This window comes from Methylocystis rosea SV97 (assembly GCF_000372845.1).
Taxonomy (GTDB): domain Bacteria; phylum Pseudomonadota; class Alphaproteobacteria; order Rhizobiales; family Beijerinckiaceae; genus Methylocystis; species Methylocystis rosea.
Map to the genome: position 1 here is coordinate 1,534,768 of NZ_KB889963.1, position 20,612 is coordinate 1,555,379.

General features: G+C 61.6%; 15 protein-coding genes. 5 read left to right on the plus strand and 10 right to left on the minus strand.

Annotated features, from left to right (window positions below; genetic code table 11):
- The first annotated feature begins 111 nt into the window (after positions 1–111).
- The gene (locus tag A3OO_RS0108045) at positions 112–864 is read left to right on the plus strand and encodes a hypothetical protein (RefSeq protein WP_018407323.1); all 753 of its coding nucleotides are present in this window, start codon (positions 112–114) and stop codon (positions 862–864) included.
- 74 nt (positions 865–938) lie between these two features.
- Here the strand turns inward: A3OO_RS0108045 and A3OO_RS0108050 are convergent, their stop codons facing one another.
- Positions 939–1,742: a lytic murein transglycosylase gene (locus A3OO_RS0108050; RefSeq protein ID WP_018407324.1), complete on the minus strand. Its 804-nt coding sequence runs from the start codon at positions 1,740–1,742 to the stop codon at positions 939–941.
- 455 nt (positions 1,743–2,197) lie between these two features.
- Between A3OO_RS0108050 and A3OO_RS0108060 the strand changes: the two genes are divergently transcribed.
- Positions 2,198–3,508, plus strand: a complete 1,311-nt coding sequence (locus A3OO_RS0108060) for a hypothetical protein (protein WP_040573388.1) — start codon at positions 2,198–2,200, stop codon at positions 3,506–3,508.
- A 316-nt stretch (positions 3,509–3,824) separates the two neighbouring features.
- Positions 3,825–5,201: a tryptophanase gene (locus tag A3OO_RS0108070; RefSeq protein ID WP_018407327.1), complete on the plus strand. Its 1,377-nt coding sequence runs from the start codon at positions 3,825–3,827 to the stop codon at positions 5,199–5,201.
- A gap of 388 nt (positions 5,202–5,589) precedes the next feature.
- On the opposite strand, the gene A3OO_RS0108075 is transcribed toward A3OO_RS0108070, so the two are convergent.
- Positions 5,590–6,420 carry a class I SAM-dependent methyltransferase gene (locus tag A3OO_RS0108075; protein WP_018407328.1) on the minus strand — a complete coding sequence of 277 codons (831 nt, stop codon included), beginning with the start codon at positions 6,418–6,420 and terminating at the stop codon, positions 5,590–5,592.
- A 121-nt stretch (positions 6,421–6,541) separates the two neighbouring features.
- Positions 6,542–7,312: a bestrophin-like domain gene (locus A3OO_RS0108080; RefSeq protein ID WP_156824779.1), complete on the minus strand. Its 771-nt coding sequence runs from the start codon at positions 7,310–7,312 to the stop codon at positions 6,542–6,544.
- Between the two features lie 137 nt (positions 7,313–7,449).
- Here A3OO_RS0108080 and A3OO_RS0108085 point away from each other — a divergent pair, with 137 nt between their 5' ends.
- A complete protein-coding gene (locus A3OO_RS0108085) occupies positions 7,450–9,729 on the plus strand; it encodes a PAS domain-containing protein (RefSeq protein WP_018407330.1) in 2,280 nt (759 codons plus the stop codon).
- 603 nt (positions 9,730–10,332) lie between these two features.
- Positions 10,333–11,364, plus strand: a complete 1,032-nt coding sequence (locus A3OO_RS0108095) for an HAD family hydrolase (RefSeq protein ID WP_018407332.1) — start codon at positions 10,333–10,335, stop codon at positions 11,362–11,364.
- 78 nt (positions 11,365–11,442) lie between these two features.
- Here A3OO_RS0108095 and A3OO_RS0108100 read toward each other — a convergent pair whose 3' ends face one another.
- The 7 genes from A3OO_RS0108100 to hyfB all read right to left on the minus strand — a co-directional run bounded on the left by A3OO_RS0108100 (position 11,443) and on the right by hyfB (position 20,567).
- Positions 11,443–13,191 carry a carbohydrate porin gene (locus A3OO_RS0108100; protein WP_018407333.1) on the minus strand — a complete coding sequence of 583 codons (1,749 nt, stop codon included), beginning with the start codon at positions 13,189–13,191 and terminating at the stop codon, positions 11,443–11,445.
- A gap of 258 nt (positions 13,192–13,449) precedes the next feature.
- Positions 13,450–13,965, minus strand: a complete 516-nt coding sequence (locus A3OO_RS0108110; RefSeq protein WP_018407335.1) for an NADH-quinone oxidoreductase subunit B family protein — start codon at positions 13,963–13,965, stop codon at positions 13,450–13,452.
- Positions 13,966–13,977: 12 nt separating this feature from the next.
- Positions 13,978–15,495, minus strand: coding sequence for a hydrogenase large subunit (locus tag A3OO_RS0108115; RefSeq protein ID WP_245257134.1), 1,518 nt, complete (start codon positions 15,493–15,495; stop codon positions 13,978–13,980).
- 17 nt (positions 15,496–15,512) lie between these two features.
- Positions 15,513–16,961, minus strand: a complete 1,449-nt coding sequence (locus A3OO_RS0108120; protein ID WP_018407337.1) for a hydrogenase 4 subunit F — start codon at positions 16,959–16,961, stop codon at positions 15,513–15,515.
- On the minus strand, positions 16,958–17,620 hold the full coding sequence (locus tag A3OO_RS0108125) for a hydrogenase-4 component E (protein WP_018407338.1): 663 nt from the start codon (positions 17,618–17,620) through the stop codon (positions 16,958–16,960). Before A3OO_RS0108125 ends, A3OO_RS0108120 begins: the two co-directional genes overlap by 4 nt.
- Positions 17,620–18,573, minus strand: coding sequence for a respiratory chain complex I subunit 1 family protein (locus tag A3OO_RS0108130; RefSeq protein ID WP_018407339.1), 954 nt, complete (start codon positions 18,571–18,573; stop codon positions 17,620–17,622). The genes A3OO_RS0108125 and A3OO_RS0108130 overlap by 1 nt, the downstream gene beginning before the upstream one ends.
- A complete protein-coding gene (hyfB, locus tag A3OO_RS0108135; protein WP_018407340.1) occupies positions 18,570–20,567 on the minus strand; it encodes a hydrogenase 4 subunit B in 1,998 nt (665 codons plus the stop codon). The genes A3OO_RS0108130 and hyfB overlap by 4 nt, the downstream gene beginning before the upstream one ends.
- Between the last annotated feature and the right edge of the window lie 45 nt (positions 20,568–20,612).

The following is a 20,612-nucleotide window of genomic DNA, read 5'->3' on the forward strand; positions in this document are numbered from 1 at the left end:
TTGTTACGAGCGACCCCCGAGCGTAAGCCTGACGGGAGTAGCTTGTGCGGCGCAAAGGCAACATTTCTGAGAGTCGCGTGTTCTTGTCACACGAAGACCCAGGAGGTCATCATGCGTGATGGTGGAATTCCGGAAGCGCATCCCGCGCCGGACGTGGGCGAAGATCGCTTGGCGCAGCGGAACGCTTGCCGTTTCGCTAGAGGCCTTCGCCTTGCTGTTTTATCGGCCGCGGCCATTGTCGTGGCGATTGTCGCCGGCGCGCCCGCTCCGGCCGAGGCGCATGGGCGCTTGGGGGCGGCCGAAGGCCGGTGCCGGCTCTTCATTGGGCCGGACATCATGAATTTTACTGGCTACCTGCCGGAAGCGTCCAAGAACGAATTCTGCGAAGACATTCCCGCCACCGGGCCGATTATCATGGTTTTCGACGCGGAGCAGGAAGAGCTGCGCGACATGAAGGTCGAACTGCGCATCGTCAAGGACATCGGCGGGGAGGAGAAGGAAAACGAGGATCTCCAGGCCGTCACCGTCGCCTACCGGGAGCCCAAGAGCTACCCGACAGGCACGATCAATTTCGAACATACGTTCAGTGAGCCGGGCTATTTCGTCGGCATCGTCACGGTCACGGGCGATCACGGTGAGCGATGGGTGTCTCGCTTCCCCTTCTCGGTGGGAAAGAGCTTCATGCGCGATCTGCCAGTCTATCTTACGCTCGGGCTCGGCACGATCGCCGCGTTCTTAATCTATCTCGTCCATCGCCGTCGTGACACGACGACCGCGGCCAAGGCGCATAAACCTCCGCCGCCGCCTCCGCCGCCGAGTGCGCCCGATGAGGATCACGGACCGGAGGCGACGCCGGCTGAGTGATGGCCTCTCGCCTCAGGGCATTTGGGAATTGCGCCGGCGCCAATCGCGCCGGCGCTTTTTTTTGGCTTAGCGCGTCATTGGTCCGGCGACGCGCCGCCGCCGTCGATCTGGCGACCGATCTGCGCAATCGCGCGCTGATAAACCGTGGCCGCGTTCCAGGCCTGGATCGCGCCGAAATTGCTTTCGCCAGGCTGATAGCCGCCGCCGGCGCGCCAGCCGTGAGCGTGAAGGAAATTCGCCGTGGCGTTTAGGGCGGCGGCCGAGTTGTCGAGATTGCCCCCGCCGCCGTAATTGAGGATGTTTTTCGGGAGGAACTGGGTCTGGCCGATTTCGCCATGCATCGAGCCGCGGGCGCTCGGCGACAGCGCGCCGCGATCGACCAGCGTCAGCGCGGCATAGAGCTGATCGGTGAAATAGTCGGAGCGGCGGCAGTCATAGGCCAAAGTCGCGACAGCTGACAGCGCGTGCTGGTTGCCATGCACCGCGCCAAACCCGGTCTCCATCCCCCAGATCGCGAGAAGAGGTCCCGGCGGCACGCCGTAGCGCTGCTCGATCTGGGCGAAGAGCCCGCCGTAGGAGCGCTTGAGCGCGCGGCCGCGCGACACAATGGCCGAGCCGCCGCGCTTGGCGAGGAACTGGTCGAGCGAAAGGCGGAAACTCTTCTGGCCGCGATCGGCGGAAATCGTCGGCGCGTTGTAATGGGTGCCCATTAACGCGCTGATGCCGGCCTGACCTATCCCTTGGCCGCGCGCTTCCTGGGCAAATTCCTGCTTCCAATTGTCGAAGCCCGCAGCCGAGTGTCCACACTGGGCCGCCAGAGCGGGATACGAGATTCCAACAAACGCGAACGCAATCGAAAATTTGAGGACAGTCCGCATAGTCTGTTTCCTTTGTTTAAATTTTTGGACTCGCTTCCGTCGTGGCCGTCAGGCGCGGCCGCTCGGCCGCCGCGGCGTTCCAGCTTCTCTCACCTCTTCCCGCTTAGCGGGAGCTTACCCCGAATGGCCGTTTCAGCGCCACCGTCACTTCGCGTCCTCATGGCGCGTCCTCCTGGCGCGTCCTCCTGGCGCGTTCACATGGCGCGTCTCATGGCGCGTCGTAAGCTCGGCATTGAAAGTCCCAGCGCCGCTGTTCTGGTTCGCGCGACGCTTGCGTTAGCAGCTTGTTCGCGCGCAGATTTCTCGCGCCGCGAACCTGACCAGGGCGGAGTCAAGCCCAGGATCATTGACGCACGCCGTCAGTCAGCTAGCATCGATTTCGTGTAAACCTCATGCGTTCCCGGATGATCATCGCTGCAGCCATGAGCGCAGGAGCGGAGCCGGTGAGTGGGGATATGACTTTGCAAGAAATTCTCGAAAGCGATTGGACGCTGGGCGCCTTTAAACGCCGCGAAGATGCGCGGCGAAGCGGCGAGCCCGGCGCTTCCCCAAGCGGCGCCGACAGCGGCGAAACGCGCCGAGCTCACGACCGATCCGGCAATAATTGGATCGCTGAAGCCTTCAGGCGCCGGCAAGAGGAAGAGCGCGCAAAAGCGGCGAGGCATCCATCCCGCGGCGCACATATGCATGCCGCCAGCAAGGAAGTTCCCGTCGATAACTGGCTCATCGAAGGCTTCAAACGTCACCAGGAAGAAGATCGGCGACGAGAAACAATCTCCAGAACTGATGAAGCAGAAGCGCGGAATGTTGGCGACGACCATCCCATTTCAAATCTGGACTCGTCGCCGTCGGATGGCGACGTCGTCGTGGAGCGCATCAGCCTGTCCGAGGATCGCGGGTCTGCGAACGAAGACGCGATAGGCGCCAATAATGAAGCTACAGCAACAGCCCTTGTGCCTCTTGTAAGCCGCCACGACGGAACGGTTCTCGACAAGCCGCCGCGCCGCGCTGGCCGAACCATCATGATCGCCGGTCTGGTCGTTGTTGGCGGTTTGGTTTCCGTCATTGGCGTCAAAACATTGCTCTTTGGCTCTGTCGATTCAACCAAACGCGCAGGCGCCCCGCGCGCATCGCCGCCGACAAGACAGGAAAAGGTCAATCCCAGCCAGAGCGCATTGCCCAAGGCGGAGACGGGCGCTCCGGCGGCAAAGCCCATGGAGAAGGAGAGCGCGCCGACAAACGACGCGGCGCCACATCCGAGCAGCGCCGCGCCGGCAGGGCCGAGCGACGCCGCAATCATCGCCGCGCCTCCGGCCGCAACGCCAGAAGACTCGAAACCGAATCCTGTTGCGCCGGGCGCCGAGCACGGAAGCAAAGCGAACTCTCCATCTCAAGAGCGTGAGCAGGGAGACAAGGCTCTCCATGGCAATGAGGCTGCGCCAGCGGCGACGCTGCCGGCGCCAGTTCCGCGGGCCGCTCCGGAATCCGCCGCGCCTGCAAAGCCGGACAAGAATTCAACTGCGGAGCCTGCAACCGTGGCGCCGGAAAGATCGCGTGTGCAGATCAGGCCCGAACAAGAGCAAAACGCCTCTGAGTCCAAACGCGGAGCAGTCAATACCGGCGCGGACGCCAAACCCAAGCATCAAGCCAAGGACAGGAACGCCAGCCATCAAACCTCTCGGAAGCCCGACGGCCTCTCCACCTTTCTGAAGCGCACCGCGAATTCGGTTCGCAAGTTTTTCGGACGGCTCGGGGAGAAGCAGTAACGATCGCAGTTGATCGGCGCAGTCGCCCACAATCGATGGCTGCTCCCGGCGCCGCGACCAGTCTTGGCGCAATCGGTTCGGCGTCCAGTCGCCGTTATGCACGCGCCGCGTCAAACGCGCGAACGCCAGAACGCGCCGAACTGCCCGACGATCCCGAAGATTGAATCCACGAAAGAGCGATAAGCTCGCAGGCGCTGTGAAAGAGCGGCGATGCCTGCCGTTGGCGCTTGGAAGTGGACCAGCCGTGCGATGAGGCCCATTTGAGTAGCACGTGGCCGACAGCCGGTCGGTTCGGCTATCAATCGCGAGCATTCCCGTGAGAACGATCATCGAGCCGTTTCGCATCAAGATGACCGAGGCGCTGCCCATCACCACGCGCAGCGAGCGTGAGGCGTTTCTCGCCAGCGCCTTCAACAATGTTTTCCTCTTGGACGCCGACCACGTCACCATCGACTTGCTGACCGACAGCGGCACGGGCGCCATGTCCGATCGCCAATGGGCGGCTCTGATGCTCGGCGACGAAAGCTATGCCGGCAGCCGCTCCTGGCGACGATTCGAGCGAACCGTGCGCGAGATTACCGGATTCAAACACATTTTTCCGACGCATCAGGGGCGCGCCGCCGAGCGCATTCTGGCTGCGACGCGTCTCAAGAAAGGGAACGTCGTTCCCAACAACGGTCACTTCGACACGACGCGCGCGAACATCGAATATGTCGGCGCGATTGCGACGGATTTGCCGTCGACCGAAGCGCGCGAACTGCAATCTGAGAAACTGTTCAAGGGAAATATGGACCTCGGCAAGCTCGAACAGTTGATCGAGGCCGAAGGCGCCGGAAACATTCCCTTCTGCATGCTGACAGTGACCAACAACACCGGCGGCGGCCAACCGGTGTCGATGGAAAACGTCCGAAGCGTCAGGGAAATCCTGAACAAGCGCGGTATTCCGCTGATTATCGACGCCTGCCGCTTTGCGGAAAACGCCTTCTTCATCAAAGAGCGCGAGCAAGGCTTCGCCGATCGGAGCCTGTTGGAAATTGCGCGGGAAATGTTTTCATTCGCCGACGGGGCGACGATGAGCGCAAAGAAGGACGGGCTCGCAAATATCGGAGGATTTCTCGCCTGCAACAATGATTCTTGGGCCGACGACTTTCGTAACCTGCTCATCCTGACGGAAGGATTTCCGACATACGGCGGTCTCGCCGGCCGCGATCTGGAAGCCATCTCCGTCGGCTTGTTGGAGGCGTTGGAATACGACTATCAGCGCTATCGGCACGCGACCGTCGAATATGTGGCGTCGGCGCTTATCTCGCGCGACATACCGATCGTGCGCCCAGCCGGCGGCCACGCCATATTCATCGACGCCGCGGCGTTTTGCCCGCATTTGAGGGCCAGCGACTATCCCGGCATCGGACTCGTCAATGCGCTTTATCTCGAGGGCGGGGTTCGCGCCGTGGAGCTCGGCAGCGTCATGTTCGGAAAGCCTTCGCCGGGAGGGGGAGAGGAGATCGCAGCGCCGCACGAATTGGTGCGGTTGGCGTTCCCCCGCCGGGTCTATACGCAGAGCCATTTCGACTATCTGATTGAAGTGCTGGACGCCATTGGCCGCCGGCGCGACGCAATCCCGGCCTACCGGATCACCGAACAGGCGCCGTTTCTCCGACACTTCACCGCCCATTACGAACGGGTCGGTTGAGCCGCGAGCTAGGCGGTCGACGATGGGCCGCCCTGAGCGGCCTGAAACTGTATGACCTCGGTGGCGGAATATTCTCCGCGCGCTCCGCAGTTCGGACACGTCACCTTAAATGTGGCGGGCCCGGATATCTCCAGAGCGCCCGTGCCTGTCAGTTCGCTCAGAAAAGCAAAGCGTTGTCGGCACTGTTTGCACGCAATTCCAATATACCAGCTGCCAGGGATGAGCGCCGGCATCGCGGATACCTCAAAATCGCCGGTGAACTGAATGCCTTTTGGCATGGGGGCCTCCTGTCTTATAACTTTAGATATTCATGTAGCGCTGGTCCGCCTCCCCGACGATCTTTACGTCGTTTGCGCTTATTCCCCCGGCTGGCGCCGCGGCGTGCCCATTACAACGCCACCGCGTTCTGCAACGTGCAAAGCGTATAATACCCGTAAAGGGGCGAGGTTAACGGCTGATCCGGCCAATAGGTTCGATGGAGGTCGGCGAGCGTCGCCCGATCGAGCACCCTTGCGCCGCAACGCGCCGCGAGTTCGGCAAGATTGTCGATCCCGTACGTCCAGGGGGCGCCCATGGCGGCGAATCTCTCGACGACGCTGGTGATTTCAGGATCGCCGGTGGCGTTGCTGATGACGTCCTCAGCCATATAGTCGAAGGACACGGAGCAGCGCTCGATATGGCGCATGAGTCCCGTCAAGATCTGACTCACAGCCGCTTCGTTCAAATACATTGTGTTGCCTTCCCATATGACATGGGTGGGAAGCCGGAAATCACATCCGTTTTCTCGTAGGAGATCAATCATTCCATCCGTCACGTAATCCGCCCCGATATATGTCGTGTTGGGATCAACATCGCTTGCTTCGAGCTTCGCCTTCTTGAACGCCTGGGTTTCTGGAGCGTCGATTTCAAAATAGGCGACGCCTTCGGCCGCGATCCGCTGCGGCCTTGTGTCGAGACCGGCGCCAAGTATGAGGATCTGTCGGCGCCCTTGGTCGATCTGATGACGAAGCCGGTCGTCGAAGTAGCGGGTCCTCAGTCGCACATTGTTCCTGATCGGCGGAAACGACTGGGAAATGCGATCCGCCGCCTCCTTCGTTTCCCGATCGAGGAACAGGTGCACGTAGGGATCACGGTAGAGCGGATGAGCTTGCGTGTTTTCGTCATTGCGGAATTCCGCCACGACAAAAGCGGTGCCAACCACTTTTTGAATTTTTGTCATTGGCTCGTCTCGATCGGACTCGGGTTCGGCGCAGGAACGCGTTCCGGCGTTCGTTGAAGGTTAATGCAATTTTATTGGAACTCTTAGCTGCGTCTGCAGGGCGCTATCAAAGGTGAGCCGGTCACTTTTGAGGATAGCGCTCCAGCAGTTGCGCAAGCGGCTCGGAACTCACCGCGTTGGGCGGCGAATAGGGCTCGTCCACGGATGCGACGAGCGATATCGGGACGATCGCCGCCAAAGCGAAAATTGTCTGCGCGAGAAGCTGAGGCCTCGGGCGGTCGAGATGCACGACGGCAAGGGCGATTTGCGTGATGAAGGCGATGATGATCACCGCCGCCCATTTTCGATCGTCGGGAAAGGCCCCCGCAATCGCGAGTCGTTGTTCCCGCGCCGACCGCAAACGCATCACCGTATCGACGAGCGCGCGCTGGAAGGCCGCCTCGATTCTCGCGCTGGCGACCGCGCGCGTGAGTCTGTTCAGCGCGGCCTCGGTTTCCGGCGATTCTTTGCCGTCTTCCATGGTTTTCCATTCGAGGCCAACGGCGGTTTCCACATAGTCACGCACGGCGCGCGGAATATCGTCCGCGTGGTCTCCGTGATTGCCGGAAAGCGCTGCGAGCGTCGCCAATTGTTCGCGCTCCATGGCGATGGCGCGATAGGCGCTGCGATTGGCGTCCCAGACGTCCTGCGAGAGAAACGTCATCAGCAGGCCAAACAGGGTCGCCGGGACGGCCACGAAGGGCGGCACGACGCCTTTCCAGCTCTGTGCATAGGCGGCAAAGCGCGAGGCGAAGCTTAGCCAGCACAGGAAAAGCGCGACAGCGGCCATGGCGCCTGTGAGCATGAGCGCCATGACGAGCGTCGTCTGCGACATCCAGAATTTTAGAATCACGTGTTCCCTCGAATCGACAGTCAATGGCGATTGAAGGGCATCATAATCGAGATTCGCCAGCCGATCGTACGGGGTTCCTCTCGCGTCCAAACGCGTTACCTTCAGCAAGGCTGATCGTCAATCTGAGTTCGGTAGGCATGACAACCGAGACTGACATTTCCGCCTATGCGAGTTCAATCCTGGAGACCGTGGGTTTGCCGCTGCTGGCGCTTGATCCACAGCTCACGGTCGAGGTCGCCAACAAGGCGTTCCTCAGTCAGTTTCAGGTGACGCGCGAGGAGACGGTTGGCCGGACAGTTTATGAGCTTTGCGACGGTCAGTGGGACATCCCGGAGCTGCGCAGGCTGCTAGAGCAAATTGTTGAGCGAAACAGTACGATCGAGGATTGCCGCGTTGAACATGATTTCCAACGTGTCGGACGTCGCATCCTGCGGCTCAAGGCCAAGCGCCTCCGCGGGCCAGATGATAAAGAATGCATCCTGCTTGCGATATCCGATGACACCGAGCGTGAGCGGCTCCGTCATGAACTCGAGGGACGAATCGAATTCGCCGAGAAACTGATCGACAGCGTGCATGAAGCGCTGCTGATTCTCCACGGGGACCTCACGGTTCACTCGGCGAATCGCCCCTTCTATCAACTCTTCGGCGGCGATCCCAAGGAGACGGCAGGGCGCTCCATTTACGAGCTGGGCAATGGCCATTGGGACACCCCGGAGCTGCGACGACTGCTTGAGGACATTCTCCCTCGTCGCCAGAGTTTCGACGACCACCGGATCGAACGCGTGTTCCAAGGCTTCGGTCCTCGGGTGATGCTGCTGAACGGCCGTCGGCTCGAGCAGCTTAACCTGATCCTTCTCGCCATACGCGACACGACAGAGCAGCGGACGCGCGAGGCGAGCCGTCGGGACCGCGAGGCCCGGCAAAATCTCCTGATCGATCTGAACGACCGTTTGCGCCCGTTGGAGGATCCCATGGCCATTCAGGCTGCGGCGAGCGAGGTCCTGGGCCGTCATCTCGAGGCCAACGATGCGGCCTATGCGGAGATCGACGAGGCCGGCGAATACGCAACTGTTCAGCACGACTGGAACGACGGCGCGGCGCCAAGCAACGCCGGGCGCCATCGTCTCGCGAGTTGGGGTGAGGCCCTTCTCGCAGACCTCAAGCGCGGCAGAACAATCGCCGTTAACGACGTCCGCAACGACCCGCGCATGGCGGCGCCTGAGACCCTCAGGTCATTCGAAAACCGTTCGGTTTCCGCTTTTCTGGCCGCGCCGCTGGTCAAGGACGACCGGCTGGTCGCGGTGGTTACCGTTCATTCGCGGCTACCGAGGACCTGGAGCGCCGCTCAGGCGGCCGTCGCAGAAGATGTCGCCGAGCGGACGTGGTCGGCGATCGAACGGGCGCGCGCGGAAGAGGCGCTGCGCGAGAGCGAGTCGCGGTATCGCCTGCTGTTTGAATCCATTGACGAAAGCTTCACGGTGGTCGAGCCGCTCTATGACGAGGAAGGTCATGCGACCGACTACCGCTTCCTTGAAGTCAATCCAGCATTTGAGGCTATCACTGGTCTGAAAAACGTTGAAGGGCGTAGCGGTCGCGAGCTTGTGCCCAGTCTGGAAAAGGACTGGATCGATACGATCGGCAGAGTCGCGGTGTCCGGGAACGCCGAACGCGTCGTCCGCAGAGCGCGAGCCCTCGGCAAGATCTATGACGCCTTTGTCTTCCGCATCGAGGAAGCGGAAAGCCCAAGAGTCGCCGTGCTGTCGAGGGACGTGACTGAGCGCGTGCGCGCGGAGGAACAGCGCGCTCTTCTCATGCGTGAACTCAATCACCGCTCGAAAAATATGTTGAGCATCGTGCTGGCCATCGCACGAGCGACCGCGGGCGATCCAGGACGCGACTTCGAGGAAACGTTTCAAGAGCGCATTTTGTCTCTCGCCGCGAACCAGGACCTGCTGGTCGCCAGTGATTGGCAGGGCGTCACGCTAAGCGATCTCGTGCGCTCGCAGCTCGCTCATCTGGAGGATTTGATCGACGATCGCATCACGCTAAAAGGCCCGCCGCTGACCATCTCGGCCGCGGCGTCGCAATCTTTCAGCATGGCGCTGCATGAGCTGGCGACCAACGCCGTCAAATATGGCGCGCTGTCCAACTCGGATGGCCGCGTCGACATCGAATGGGGCGTCCGCGAGCAGGAAGGCGAGGGCCGGCGCTTCACGATGAGCTGGCGTGAGACGGAGGGTCCCACGGTCGTTACGCCTGCGCGTAAGGGCTTCGGGTCCACAGTCATTCGCGATATGATCAGACTGAACCTCAGAGGGGATGCAAGGCTCCAATACGACAGCGCAGGCATCGTCTGGGAGTTCAACTGTCCGATCGAGAATGTGCTGGAGGCGACGGAAGCTTCCCGAGCCGAATAGCGACGCCGCAGCATGTGGCTGTTACGCCTTTCGCCTCTAGGGCGAGGCGCTCGTCGAAGCGCGAGCCCGCTATCGCGGCCGGCCCACTTGCTTAAATCTTTGCCGCTCTATGCAGAACGCCCCGCCGTTACATCACGGTCGGGGCATTCGTTTGCTACCCTGTCGGCGCGTCCAATGCTTGCGGCTGACGCGCTCACGCCCGCCGCCGCCCATATCTATCGACGATCGCCGTGCCCGCCGACGTTGGTCGAACCGCGCGACAGCTTCGGCCGAGGCTGACTCAGCCATCCGCCAGAGTGCGGCAATTGATCCTCGCAGAACGGACGAGTTTCGAGATTCTGGAGAAGCGACCTGATCGCGCTTCGTCTTCGCTGAAGCTTTCTGGTGGTCATTGAAAATCTCCTTCTTAGAGACGGACCACTGAACAACCTATTGAGAGCGTCATCCTAACAACGAATGAAATCAAGCTCTGTTCCGATCATCTCGCGTCTTTCGTCGAAGAATTGCGCCAGGCGTTGCAAATTTGTCGCGGCGCTTTATGGCTCTCGATAGATTTTCGGCGCAATGCAGCACTTTCGACGACTTTCGGCTTATCAGCGAGGAATGATGAAAGCGCTGGTTCGATTGGGCTTCCTGATCGCTGTGATGGCCACAACATTCCTGTTGGCGGGATCATCTGATGCCGGGGCGGGAAGCGATCCGCTTCCGTCATGGAACGAAGCGCCGACTAAACATGCAATCGTCGACTTCGTTCGAGCGACGACCGATCCGTCCAATACGAAATTCGTCCCGCCCGAGGAGCGCATCGCGGTCTTCGATCAGGATGGCACGCTCTGGGCGTCCCATCCAATCTATCCGCAGTTGATGTATTGTCTGGATCGCCTGCCTGCCGTCGTAAAGGCAAGACCCGCGCTTGCGAAGATCGAACCCTTCAAGACAGCGCTCTCGCGCAACATGGAGGCGATATCGAAGCTTTCGACGAAGGACCTCATCAAGATCATGGCCGTGCCGCTGAGCGGCATGAGCATAGAGCGGTTCAGAGCCGATGCGGAGACATGGCTTGAGACAGCAAGACACCCGCGCTGGGGCCGCCGCTACACCGAGCTGACATATCTGCCGATGCTCGAGCTGATGAAGCATCTGCGCGCCAATGGCTATAAGACCTACATCGTCACCGGAGGCGGGCAGGATTTCGTGCGAGTCTATGCGGAGAAGACCTATGGCGTTCCGCCCGAGCAGGTTGTCGGAACTCTGGAGAGCGTGAGTTATCGTTATGACAAGCGCGGGCGTCCCGTTCTGATCGAGAGCGCCGAAACGCTGCTCAGCGACGTCGGCGCCGGCAAACCCGAGGCCATCCATTTGATGATCGGTCGTCTGCCGCGCGCCGCGTTCGGGAACTCAACGGGCGACCGGCAGATGCTCGAATACACGACGTCCGGGGACGGCGCGCGGTTTGGCATGTTGGTTTTGCACGACGACCCCACGCGCGAATACGCCTATGGTCCGGCGCTCGGCTTGCCTGACACCAAAATTGGGACTTTTCCTCAGTCTTTGTATGACGAGGCGAAGCGGCAAGGATGGTTTGTCACCAGCATGAAAAGCGATTGGAATCGGATATGGGCTTTCGAACAATGAAGCGCATGGGAGCAGCGCGCTCCAAAGCAGCCAGTAATTCTAAGGCCCCCCGAGCCGTGTTGCTCGGCGGCGGAATGCCTACCAATAGACCTGCGCGCGCGCTTCAAAGAGATCGGGATGGGCGCCGTTGAAATAAGGGCCTTGCCGCGTCGGAACGCCGGTTGTGAACAAGGCGTAATCATTGAGCGGCGCAGAGGCTTGCAGCACATGGACCCAGTTGAACTGAAAGTGGATTCCATTGTCAGGATACCAATTGAGTCCCAGAGTGACGTTTTGCTGGCGACCGCCGACAACGCCCGCGTTGCCGATATAAGACGCGGCCGCGGGATTGGGCGCGATGAGCGTCGTATAGGCGAGCATGTTGTACAGGCTTGAGCCGCTATAGGGTCCGCTGTTGAGATTGAGCGCGCTGTAGCGCGCGGCGAGCCCAACCGCGCCGAAGCCGCCCGCGCTCATCGGATGCTTGATCGTGATCTGATTGAAGTTCGCGCCGATTTTGTTCGTCACGTCATATGCGGCGGCGCGCTCCTCACCCGTCAGGTACAATTGTCCGTAGAGATAGAAGCCGCTGAAATAATGCGAGGCGCCGCCCGGCGCGAAAGCGCCCGCGAGGCGCGCAAGCCCAATATTGGTCGTATTGCGATTGACTTGCTGCCCCAGATATTCCGCCTGCAGCGAGAACGGTCCATGCGCCGCGGACAACTCCACGCCGAAGGACTGCACGCTGTTGACGCAATGCGCGGCGGCGGCGGCGCCCCATCCCGGCAGAGCGACGGTTCCGCAGGAGAGATCGGGCGTGCCGAGCAGCCCTTGATTGAGGATATAGGCTTCCGAGCGAATGCGGTTGCCGATCCGCAGCACGCGATCGTCGGATAATCCCGTGGCGCTGTTTGGCTGGTGATAGCGGCCCGAGACGCCGACATGCAGGAGATCATGCTCGGTCATGATCGGCGCGTAGGTCAATCGGCCGGTCAGATCGAAATATTGACCGCCGCCGGTTGGGACCCAACCGGCCCTCGCGGGAACACCGAACGACGGCGGCGCGCCGACTGTGGGATTTGTGTTTAAATCTTCGAAGCTCGTCGTGAAGATGCCGCCTTTTGCCGTCCAGTTGTCGCCATAGGCGCCGATCGCCGCGCCGAGATGGCGGCTGGGCGCGATGGCTTCGACCGCCATGGCGCGTTCGATGAAGTCCCGGAATCGCGAAGAAGCGGTGAATTCGAGGCTGAAGGGTTCGAAATAGCTGCCGATATGGATGAACGCTGGCTCCTTCGTGAAGGGCAGCGCGAGAAGGGGATGTTGTACGCCAAGATAGAAATCGCGAATGCCGCCTTGCACGGGCGCGTTGAATGGCGTGCCATATTGCGAGCCGGCGAAATCATATTGCAGTTTGTAGAACCAATATTTGGCAGCCTTCCCCTCGACTTCGAGACGCACCTGGCGAACGCCAGCCTGGCCTGACCAGCCATTCAGCGGCTGCGCCGCGCCGCCGCCGTCGAACTGCATGCGCCCGCCAATCTTGAAGTTGTAAGATTTGTCTGCGTTTTCGACGAACAGACCGTTCTTGAATGCGACGAAAACTGGCGGCATAAGCGGCGTAGCGGTCTGCGCCGCCTCGGCCTTCGCGGCGCTTCGTTGAGCGGACTGGGAAGCCTGCTGGGCTTCCTCTTTGGCCTGACGAGCCTCTCGCCGCAGTTTTGCGATCTCCGCCTCCAGCGCTCGCAGCCTCGCCTCAATCACGTCGCTTGAGGCGGCATGCGCCGTCGTTGTCGAGAGAACCGCGACAAGTCCGCTTGCCGCGACATGCTTCCAGCCTGGGAGATTCATGACTAGCCTCGCTTGCGTCTTCATTCGCGTGGGCGGCGCGCGCTGCGCCGCGAATCAAGACAGCAAGTTCATCGCGTTGAACGCCGCGACTCGCATATGCGAAGCGCTAAGCACGCTTCCGTTCTAGCCAAGTTTTCGTACGTAGGTTTTTCCCGAGTTTTTCTCTTTGCGAGGAAATATTGCTCGCGCATTTCGAGAGTCGGGCGGCTGACAGAACGTCGCCACATTCGCGGGGCGAGGGGCCTTCGGCCGAGTCGTTCAGCTCATCGTTTCAACGAAGGCGATCAGCCCTTTGAGCAGCGTCGTCGGATCAGGCGGACAGCCGCGAATGTGAAGATCGACGGGAATGACTTTCGCGACGGCGCCCACGCATGCGTAGCTCTCGCAATAGACGCCGCCGTCAAAGGCGCAGTCGCCGACGGCGATCACCCATTTTGGATCCGGCGTCGCCGCATAGGTTCGCTCAAGCGCTTCGCGCATGTTTTTCGTCACCGGTCCGGTGACGAGCAAGACGTCGGCGTGACGCGGCGACGCCACGAAGCGCATGCCAAATCTCTCGAGATCGTAATAGGCGTTGTTGAGCGCGTGGATCTCCAGCTCGCAGCCATTGCAGGAACCCGCGTCGACTTCGCGGATCGACAGACTGCGGCCCAGTTTCTGGCGGGCTGTTCGCCCCAGCGTGTAGCCAAGTTCGGCGATCGACGTCGGAGTTGGCGTGGGCGCCTGTTCGGTCAGAGCGCGCCGGAGCAGGCCCTGAAGCAAGAATTTCTGCATCGTGCGCGCGTCCTAGAGATCATGCCCCGAGTAGGAGCAGTTGAAGGATTTGTTGCAGAGGGGGAAGTCGGCGACGATGTTGTCCTTGATCGCCGCTTCGAGCAGCGGCCATTGGAACCAGGACGGATCGCGCAAATGACAGCGCTGCACCACGCCGTCAGCGCGGATGCGCAGCCAGACAAATATATCGCCGCGGAAGCCTTCGACGAGCGCGGCGCCTTCGCGCGTCCAGTCTTCCGGCAGCGCCCAGGCGGCGATGATCGGTCCCTCCGGCATTTCGTCGAGAATCTGTCTGACGATTTTGAGGGAGGCTTTGATTTCGTCGAACCGGACCCAGACGCGCGCATCGACGTCGCCTTCCTTTGAGGCGCCGATCTCGAACGTCAGCTGCGGATAGGGGGCGTAACCGATCGCCTTGCGCGCGTCGAACTCCCGGCCCGAGGCGCGTCCAACATAGCCGCCGCATGCATATTGCGTCGCGAGCGCCTCACTGACGACGCCGGTTCCGACGGTCCGATCCTGCAGCGACGTCGTGTCGCCGAAGAGCGCGATGAACCGGGGAGTCATGAGCTCGATCCACTCGATCAGCGTGAAAAGCGCCGTGACGTTCTCTTGCGCCAGATCGACGACGACGCCGCCCGGCGCGATGCGATCCATCATCAGGCGGTGTCCGAAACAGCTCGCGGCCTCCCTCAAGATGCGTTCGCGGACGATGCCGCATTGCGCATGCATCAATGCGAAGGCCGCGTCGTTACAGATGGCGCCGATATCGCCGAAGTGATTGGCGAGGCGTTCCAGTTCGGCCATCAGCGCGCGCAGATATGTCGCGCGCGGCGGAACATTGACGTCGAACGCCGCTTCGATCGCCTGCGAAAAGGCGAGGCTATAGGCGACCGTGCTGTCGCCGGACACGCGCGCCGCGAGACGCGCGGCGCGCTCGAACGAGGCGCCGGCCATCAGTTGATCGACGCCCTTGTGCACGAAGCCAAACCGCTCCTCAAGCCGCACGACGGTTTCGCCATTGGCCGAGAAGCGGAAGTGACCCGGCTCGATAATGCCGGCGTGCACGGGTCCGACCGGTATCTGGTGGAGCGGTTCGCCTTCTGCGGGAAGGAACGTGTAGCTGTCACTGGCGGAGTCGATCTTTTCGGGGTCGTTGCAAGGATGACGCACGCCCCAGCGGCCATGGTCGAGCCAGGGCCGGTCATCGGGCGGGTTTTCGGCCCTCAACCCATAAAGATCGCGGATAGCGCGCTCGAGCCTCGACGCCGGCGGATGCAATCGCCCGACGGATGGAAAGGAGCCTTCAGGGCACTCCAATGTGATGATGCGCAGGCGCGGCTGCCGCTCTTCGAGCACCGCCATGTGAACGCTCGAAGGTTCGCCCCACAGGCTGAGGAGTTCGCGCTCGCCTCTCGCAAGACTTTCGGCGAAAGCGAGCCAACCAGCTCTGTCGACGATCTCACGCGGCCAAGGCAGGCACGTCGGCGGCGACGGCTGGGCCTCTATCTGTTTGCTGGCGAAGTTCATCTTTTCATCCTTTGAACTCAACCCAAGAGCCGCGCGACGTTCTGGAACCAGGTCACGACGTGAGAGGGAAGGTAGATTCCCGCCAGCAGCACAAGCGAGAGATGCGCGTAGACAGGCCACATCGAAGCCTTCACCTCGCCTTGGTCGCGGCTCGGCTCGCCGAACGCCATTCCGGTGAGGCGCAACAGCAGCGCGCCAAAGGCCAGCAGGAGGCCGAAGACCAGTGGAATAGCGAGGAGGGGCTGGCGCGCGAAGGTCGAACTCACGACGAGAAATTCGCTCATGAAGATGCCAAGCGGCGGCAGACCGATGATGGCGACGACGCCAGCGACGAGGGACCAGCCGAGCGCCGGCTGGCTCTGCGTCAGTCCTCGGATGTCGGCGATTCTCTGCGTGCCCTTGACCTGCGCGATGTGACCGACCGAGAAGAAGATCGCGGACTTCGTCAGGCTGTGCATCGTCATGTGCAGCAGACCGGCGAAGTTGGCGAGCGGTCCGCCCATGCCAAAGGCGAAGGCGATAATGCCCATGTGCTCGATGGAGGAGTAGGCGAACAGCCGCTTGATGTCGCCGCGGCGGTAAAGCATGAAGGCCGCCATGATGAGCGATGCAAGGCCGAGCGTGATCATCAGCGGGCCAGGCGTAATCGCCGCCGCATTCGCCGTCAGCAGCATCTTGAACCGCAGTACCGCATAGAGCGCGACATTCAGAAGGAGGCCGGACAAGACCGCCGAGATCGGCGTCGGGCCTTCCGCATGCGCATCCGGAAGCCAGGCGTGCATCGGCGCCAACCCAACCTTGGTGCCGTAGCCGAGCATCAGAAACACGAAGGCGACGTTGAGCATCCGGGGATTGAACTGCGGCGCTTGCTGCATCAGCGTCGTCCAGACCATGGCGTCGTAGCCCTGTCCCAGAACCGGCTCGGCCGCCATGTAAATGAGGATCGTGCCAAAGAGCGCCAGCGCGATCCCGACGCTGCCGAGGATGAAATATTTCCAGGCGGCCTCGAGCGCGTGTGGCGTGCGGTACATGCCGACCATCAATACGGTCGTCAGGGTCGCGACTTCGACCGCGACCCACATGAGGCCGATGTTGCTGGCGAGCAGCGCCAGATTCATCGCGCACATCAGCGACTGATACATCGCGTGATAGAAGCGGACGTTTCTCGTGGTCAGCCGGCCGGTTTCGATCTCATGGTCGATATAGCTCGCGCTATAGACGCTCGTGGTGAAGCCGATGAAGGTCGAGAGCACAATAAAGACGATGTTGAGGTCGTCGACGAAGAGATAGCCGCCGCGTTCGGGTTCGACGACGAGAAGCACAAGCGCGAAGAGAAACGTCGCGCCGGAGGCGCAGAGGTTGATGATCGCCGAGCGTCGGTAGGCCGGTTCAAGCGCCACGGCGATGGCCGCGACGGCGGGAATGCCGACAAGCGCGTTCGAGACCAGGAAGAGATCGGAACTCATGAACGTCCTCCGCGTACGCGATCGAGTTCAGAAAGGTCGACGTTGTCGAATCGCTCGCGGATGCGAAACAGGAAGATGCCGATCACGATGAAGGCGATGAGAATGGAAAAGGCGACGCTGATCTCGACGACGAGCGGCATGCCGTTCGCCCCTGCCGCCGCCAGAACCAGACCATTTTCCAGCGACATGAAACCGATAATCTGGCTCACGACGTTGCGTCGCGTCACCATCATCAACAGCCCCAGCAGCACGATCGCCAAGGCGAATGCGATGTCCTCGCGCGACAGCGGATCGGCGGAGGCGGTCGCCGGCAGCATGACGACGAGCGACAGCGCCACAAGAAATATGCCGATGAGCATGGTTATGCCGACGCCGCCAACGACCTCCACGGTGCGGTGGATGCGCAAGCGCTTGATGATGCGGCGAAGGCTGAACGGAATGATCAGCGCCTTGAAGATCGCCGCGATGGCAGCCGTGAGATAGAGATGATGTGCGTCCTGGTAATAGGCCTGCCAGGCGACCGACAGCGACAGAATGACGGCGTGGAGCGTGTAGATATTGATCAGCCCCGACAGTCTGTCCTGATACAGCAGCATGAAGCTCGTCAGCAGGAGCGCGCCCGCCAGCACATGGGCGATGTCGATTGTCAGAAGCTCCATCAGAGGCTCCGTGTCACGAAAACGAGCAGCGTCGCGAGGAGGCCGAGCATCAGCCCCGCGCCGAGAAAGTCGGGCACGCGGAAGATGCGCATCTTGGCCGTGGATGTCTCAAATAGCGCGAGCGCGCCGCCGCCGATCGCCAGCTTGAGGACGTAAGCGCCAAGGCCGATCGCCATCGCCCTTGGGCCCGCGTCATGCGTCGCGAGGCCAACTGGGAAGAAGACGCAGGCGATGAGCGAGAGATAAAGGAGCAGTTTGAGCGCGGAGGCGAGTTCAATGAGCGCGAGATAGCGCCCGGAATACTCAAGAATCATCGCCTCATGCACCATCGTCAGCTCGAGATGCGTCGCCGGATTGTCGACAGGAATCCGTCCATTCTCCGCGATGGCGACGATGAGGAGCGCAACGAGCGCCATGCCGACGGAGGCGCGCAATTCCATATTCGCGACCATGTAGGCCGCAATTTCAGAGAGCTGCGTCGTTCCGGCGACGAAGGAGACGGTGAAGACGATCATCATCATCGCCGGCTCCGCGAGCGAGCCGAACATCGCCTCGCGGCTGGAGCCGATGCCGCCGAAACTTGTTCCAATGTCCATGCCGGCGAGAGCAAGGAAAAAGCGGGCGCTGCCGAGCAGGGCGATGATGGCGATGAGATCGGCCGACCAGCTGAACGTCAGTCCCGTGGCGAATGTCGGCACGAGCGATGCGGCGACCCAGATCATCGCAAAGATCAGATAGGGCGCCGCGCGATATAGCCAGGACGCGTTGTCTGCGAGGACGACCTCCTTGCGCAGCAGCCGAATGAGATCGAGCCAGGGTTGAATGATCGGCGGTCCTTTGCGGCGCAAGAGACGCGCCTTCAGCTTTCGAACAAAGCCGATGAGCAGCGGCGCGAGCGCAAGCACCAAAAGCATTTGGAGGCTCTGGGCCATAAGGTTGAAAAGAAGCGTCATATCGCCACCAGAACCAGGAGGAAGACGAGCGCCGCGAAGACCAGCGCGAGATATTCCTGGATCGTCAGGAGACTGAGAATGTTCAGCCCGGCGGCGCAAGATTCCACCGCCCGCGTGAGCGGCGCGTAGAGGTAATCGAAGATTCGATCCTTGACGTCGACGCTCAAGCGCGCGGCCCGCGTATCGCCAGGCGCCGGCATGTCGAGGCGCTCCCGCACCGAAAAGGCGATGACGCCAAGAGTGCGCCGGATCGGCTGCGCGAAGCTGCTGCCGGTGTATTGCGTCATGGGACTGGTTTCGATGTAGCCGCAGTCCCAGGCCGGCGCGCGCCGCGACCGCGCCGTGCCGAATTTGTGGATGACCCATCTCGCCGAATAGGCGGAGAAGAGAATGAACGCGAAGACCAGAAGCCCATTGTAGGAGCTGCGGCTTTCGGCCACGGGCGCGATCGAGAGCCAGGAGAGTTCAGCCTGCGTAGGCATGCGGCCGCCGACAAAATCTTTCGCCACGGGCGAGATCGTGTCGATGACGAGGCTCGGCAGCAGACCGGCCGTGAGGCACAGCGTCAGCAAAACCGCCATGGTCGCGAGCGACCAGCGATCCGGGTCGTGCGCCGCGCGCGCCGCTTCGCTGCGGGGACGTCCCAGAAAGGCGACGCCATAAGCGCGTATGTAACAGCCGGCGCCGAGCGCCGCGCTCAGCGCCAGCGCCACGCCGACCGCCGGAACGAGGAGCTTCACGGTCCATTGCGGCAGCGCCGGGCTCAGCAGGATCGCCTGAAAGACCAGCCATTCCGAGACGAAGCCGTTCAGCGGCGGCAGGGCGGCGATGGCGACGCACCCGCCCAGAAAAAGGAACGCCGTTTTCGGCATGGAGTGAATGAGCCCGCCGAGCCGCTCGATGCTTCTTTCGCCGCTCGCGTTCAGCACCGCGCCGGCGCCAAAGAACAGCAGGCTCTTGAACAGCGAATGATTGAAAACGTGAAACAGCGCGGCTGTGAAGGCGAGGGCGGCCGGCAGCGCCATGCCATTGGCCTTGAACGCCAAGGCAAGTCCGAGCGCGATGAAAATGACGCCGATGTTTTCGATGGTGCTGTAGGCGAGCAGCTTCTTCAGATCGCTCTGAATCGTCGCGAAGAGAACGCCGATGAGCGCGCTCGCTGCGCCAAAGGTCATCGGCTCGACCGACCACCAGAACGCCGGCGGCCCGAGCAAATCGAACACGACGCGAATGAAGCCGTAGACGGCGACCTTCGTCATAACGCCGCTCATCAGGGCCGAGACATGGCTCGGCGCCGCCGGATGGGCGAGTGGCAGCCAGATATGCAGGGGCGCGAGTCCGGCTTTCGACCCCATACCGACTATCGCGAGGGCGAGGACAAGGCCCGAGGTCCAGCCCGCCCTAGTCGACTCGCGAATCGAGGCGAAGTCATAGGCGCCGCCGACGCCCCCGAGAACGCCAAACGCCATCAACAGCGCGAAACCGCCGAAGCTCGCCATCAACAAATAGACGAAGCCGGCGCGCCTGTTCTCTTCCTCATGATGATGCGTCAGCACGAGCGCCCATGACGCAAGCGACATGAACTCCCAAGCGACAAGAAAGGTGAAGGCGTCGTCGGCCAGCACGACGAGATTCATGCCAGCGAGAAAAGCCGGATAGAACGGCAGCACGCGTATCGGCTCTTTCTCATGCGCGCCATAGCCGATCGCATAGGCGCTTGCCGCCGCGCCCCCCAGATTGACGACCGCGAGAAAAAAGGCGGTCAGGACGTCGATGCGAAAATGCATGCCGATCCACGGCAGCCCGAGCGGCAAAGTCGTGGAAACGACATGAGCGCCCCTTGGCATGACCGCTGCGAGAAAGATGACGCCGCAGAGGCCGATGCACAGGCGGTAGACGTTACGGCTGACGTCATGGTTCCGCCTGTCGACGATGGCGTAAACGCTGACGGCGAGCAGGGCGCTGACAGAGGTCAGCGCCAGGTAGAGCGGCATACGTGTCACCTTTGAATCGACGCGACGGTCGTCGGTCGCGCCTTG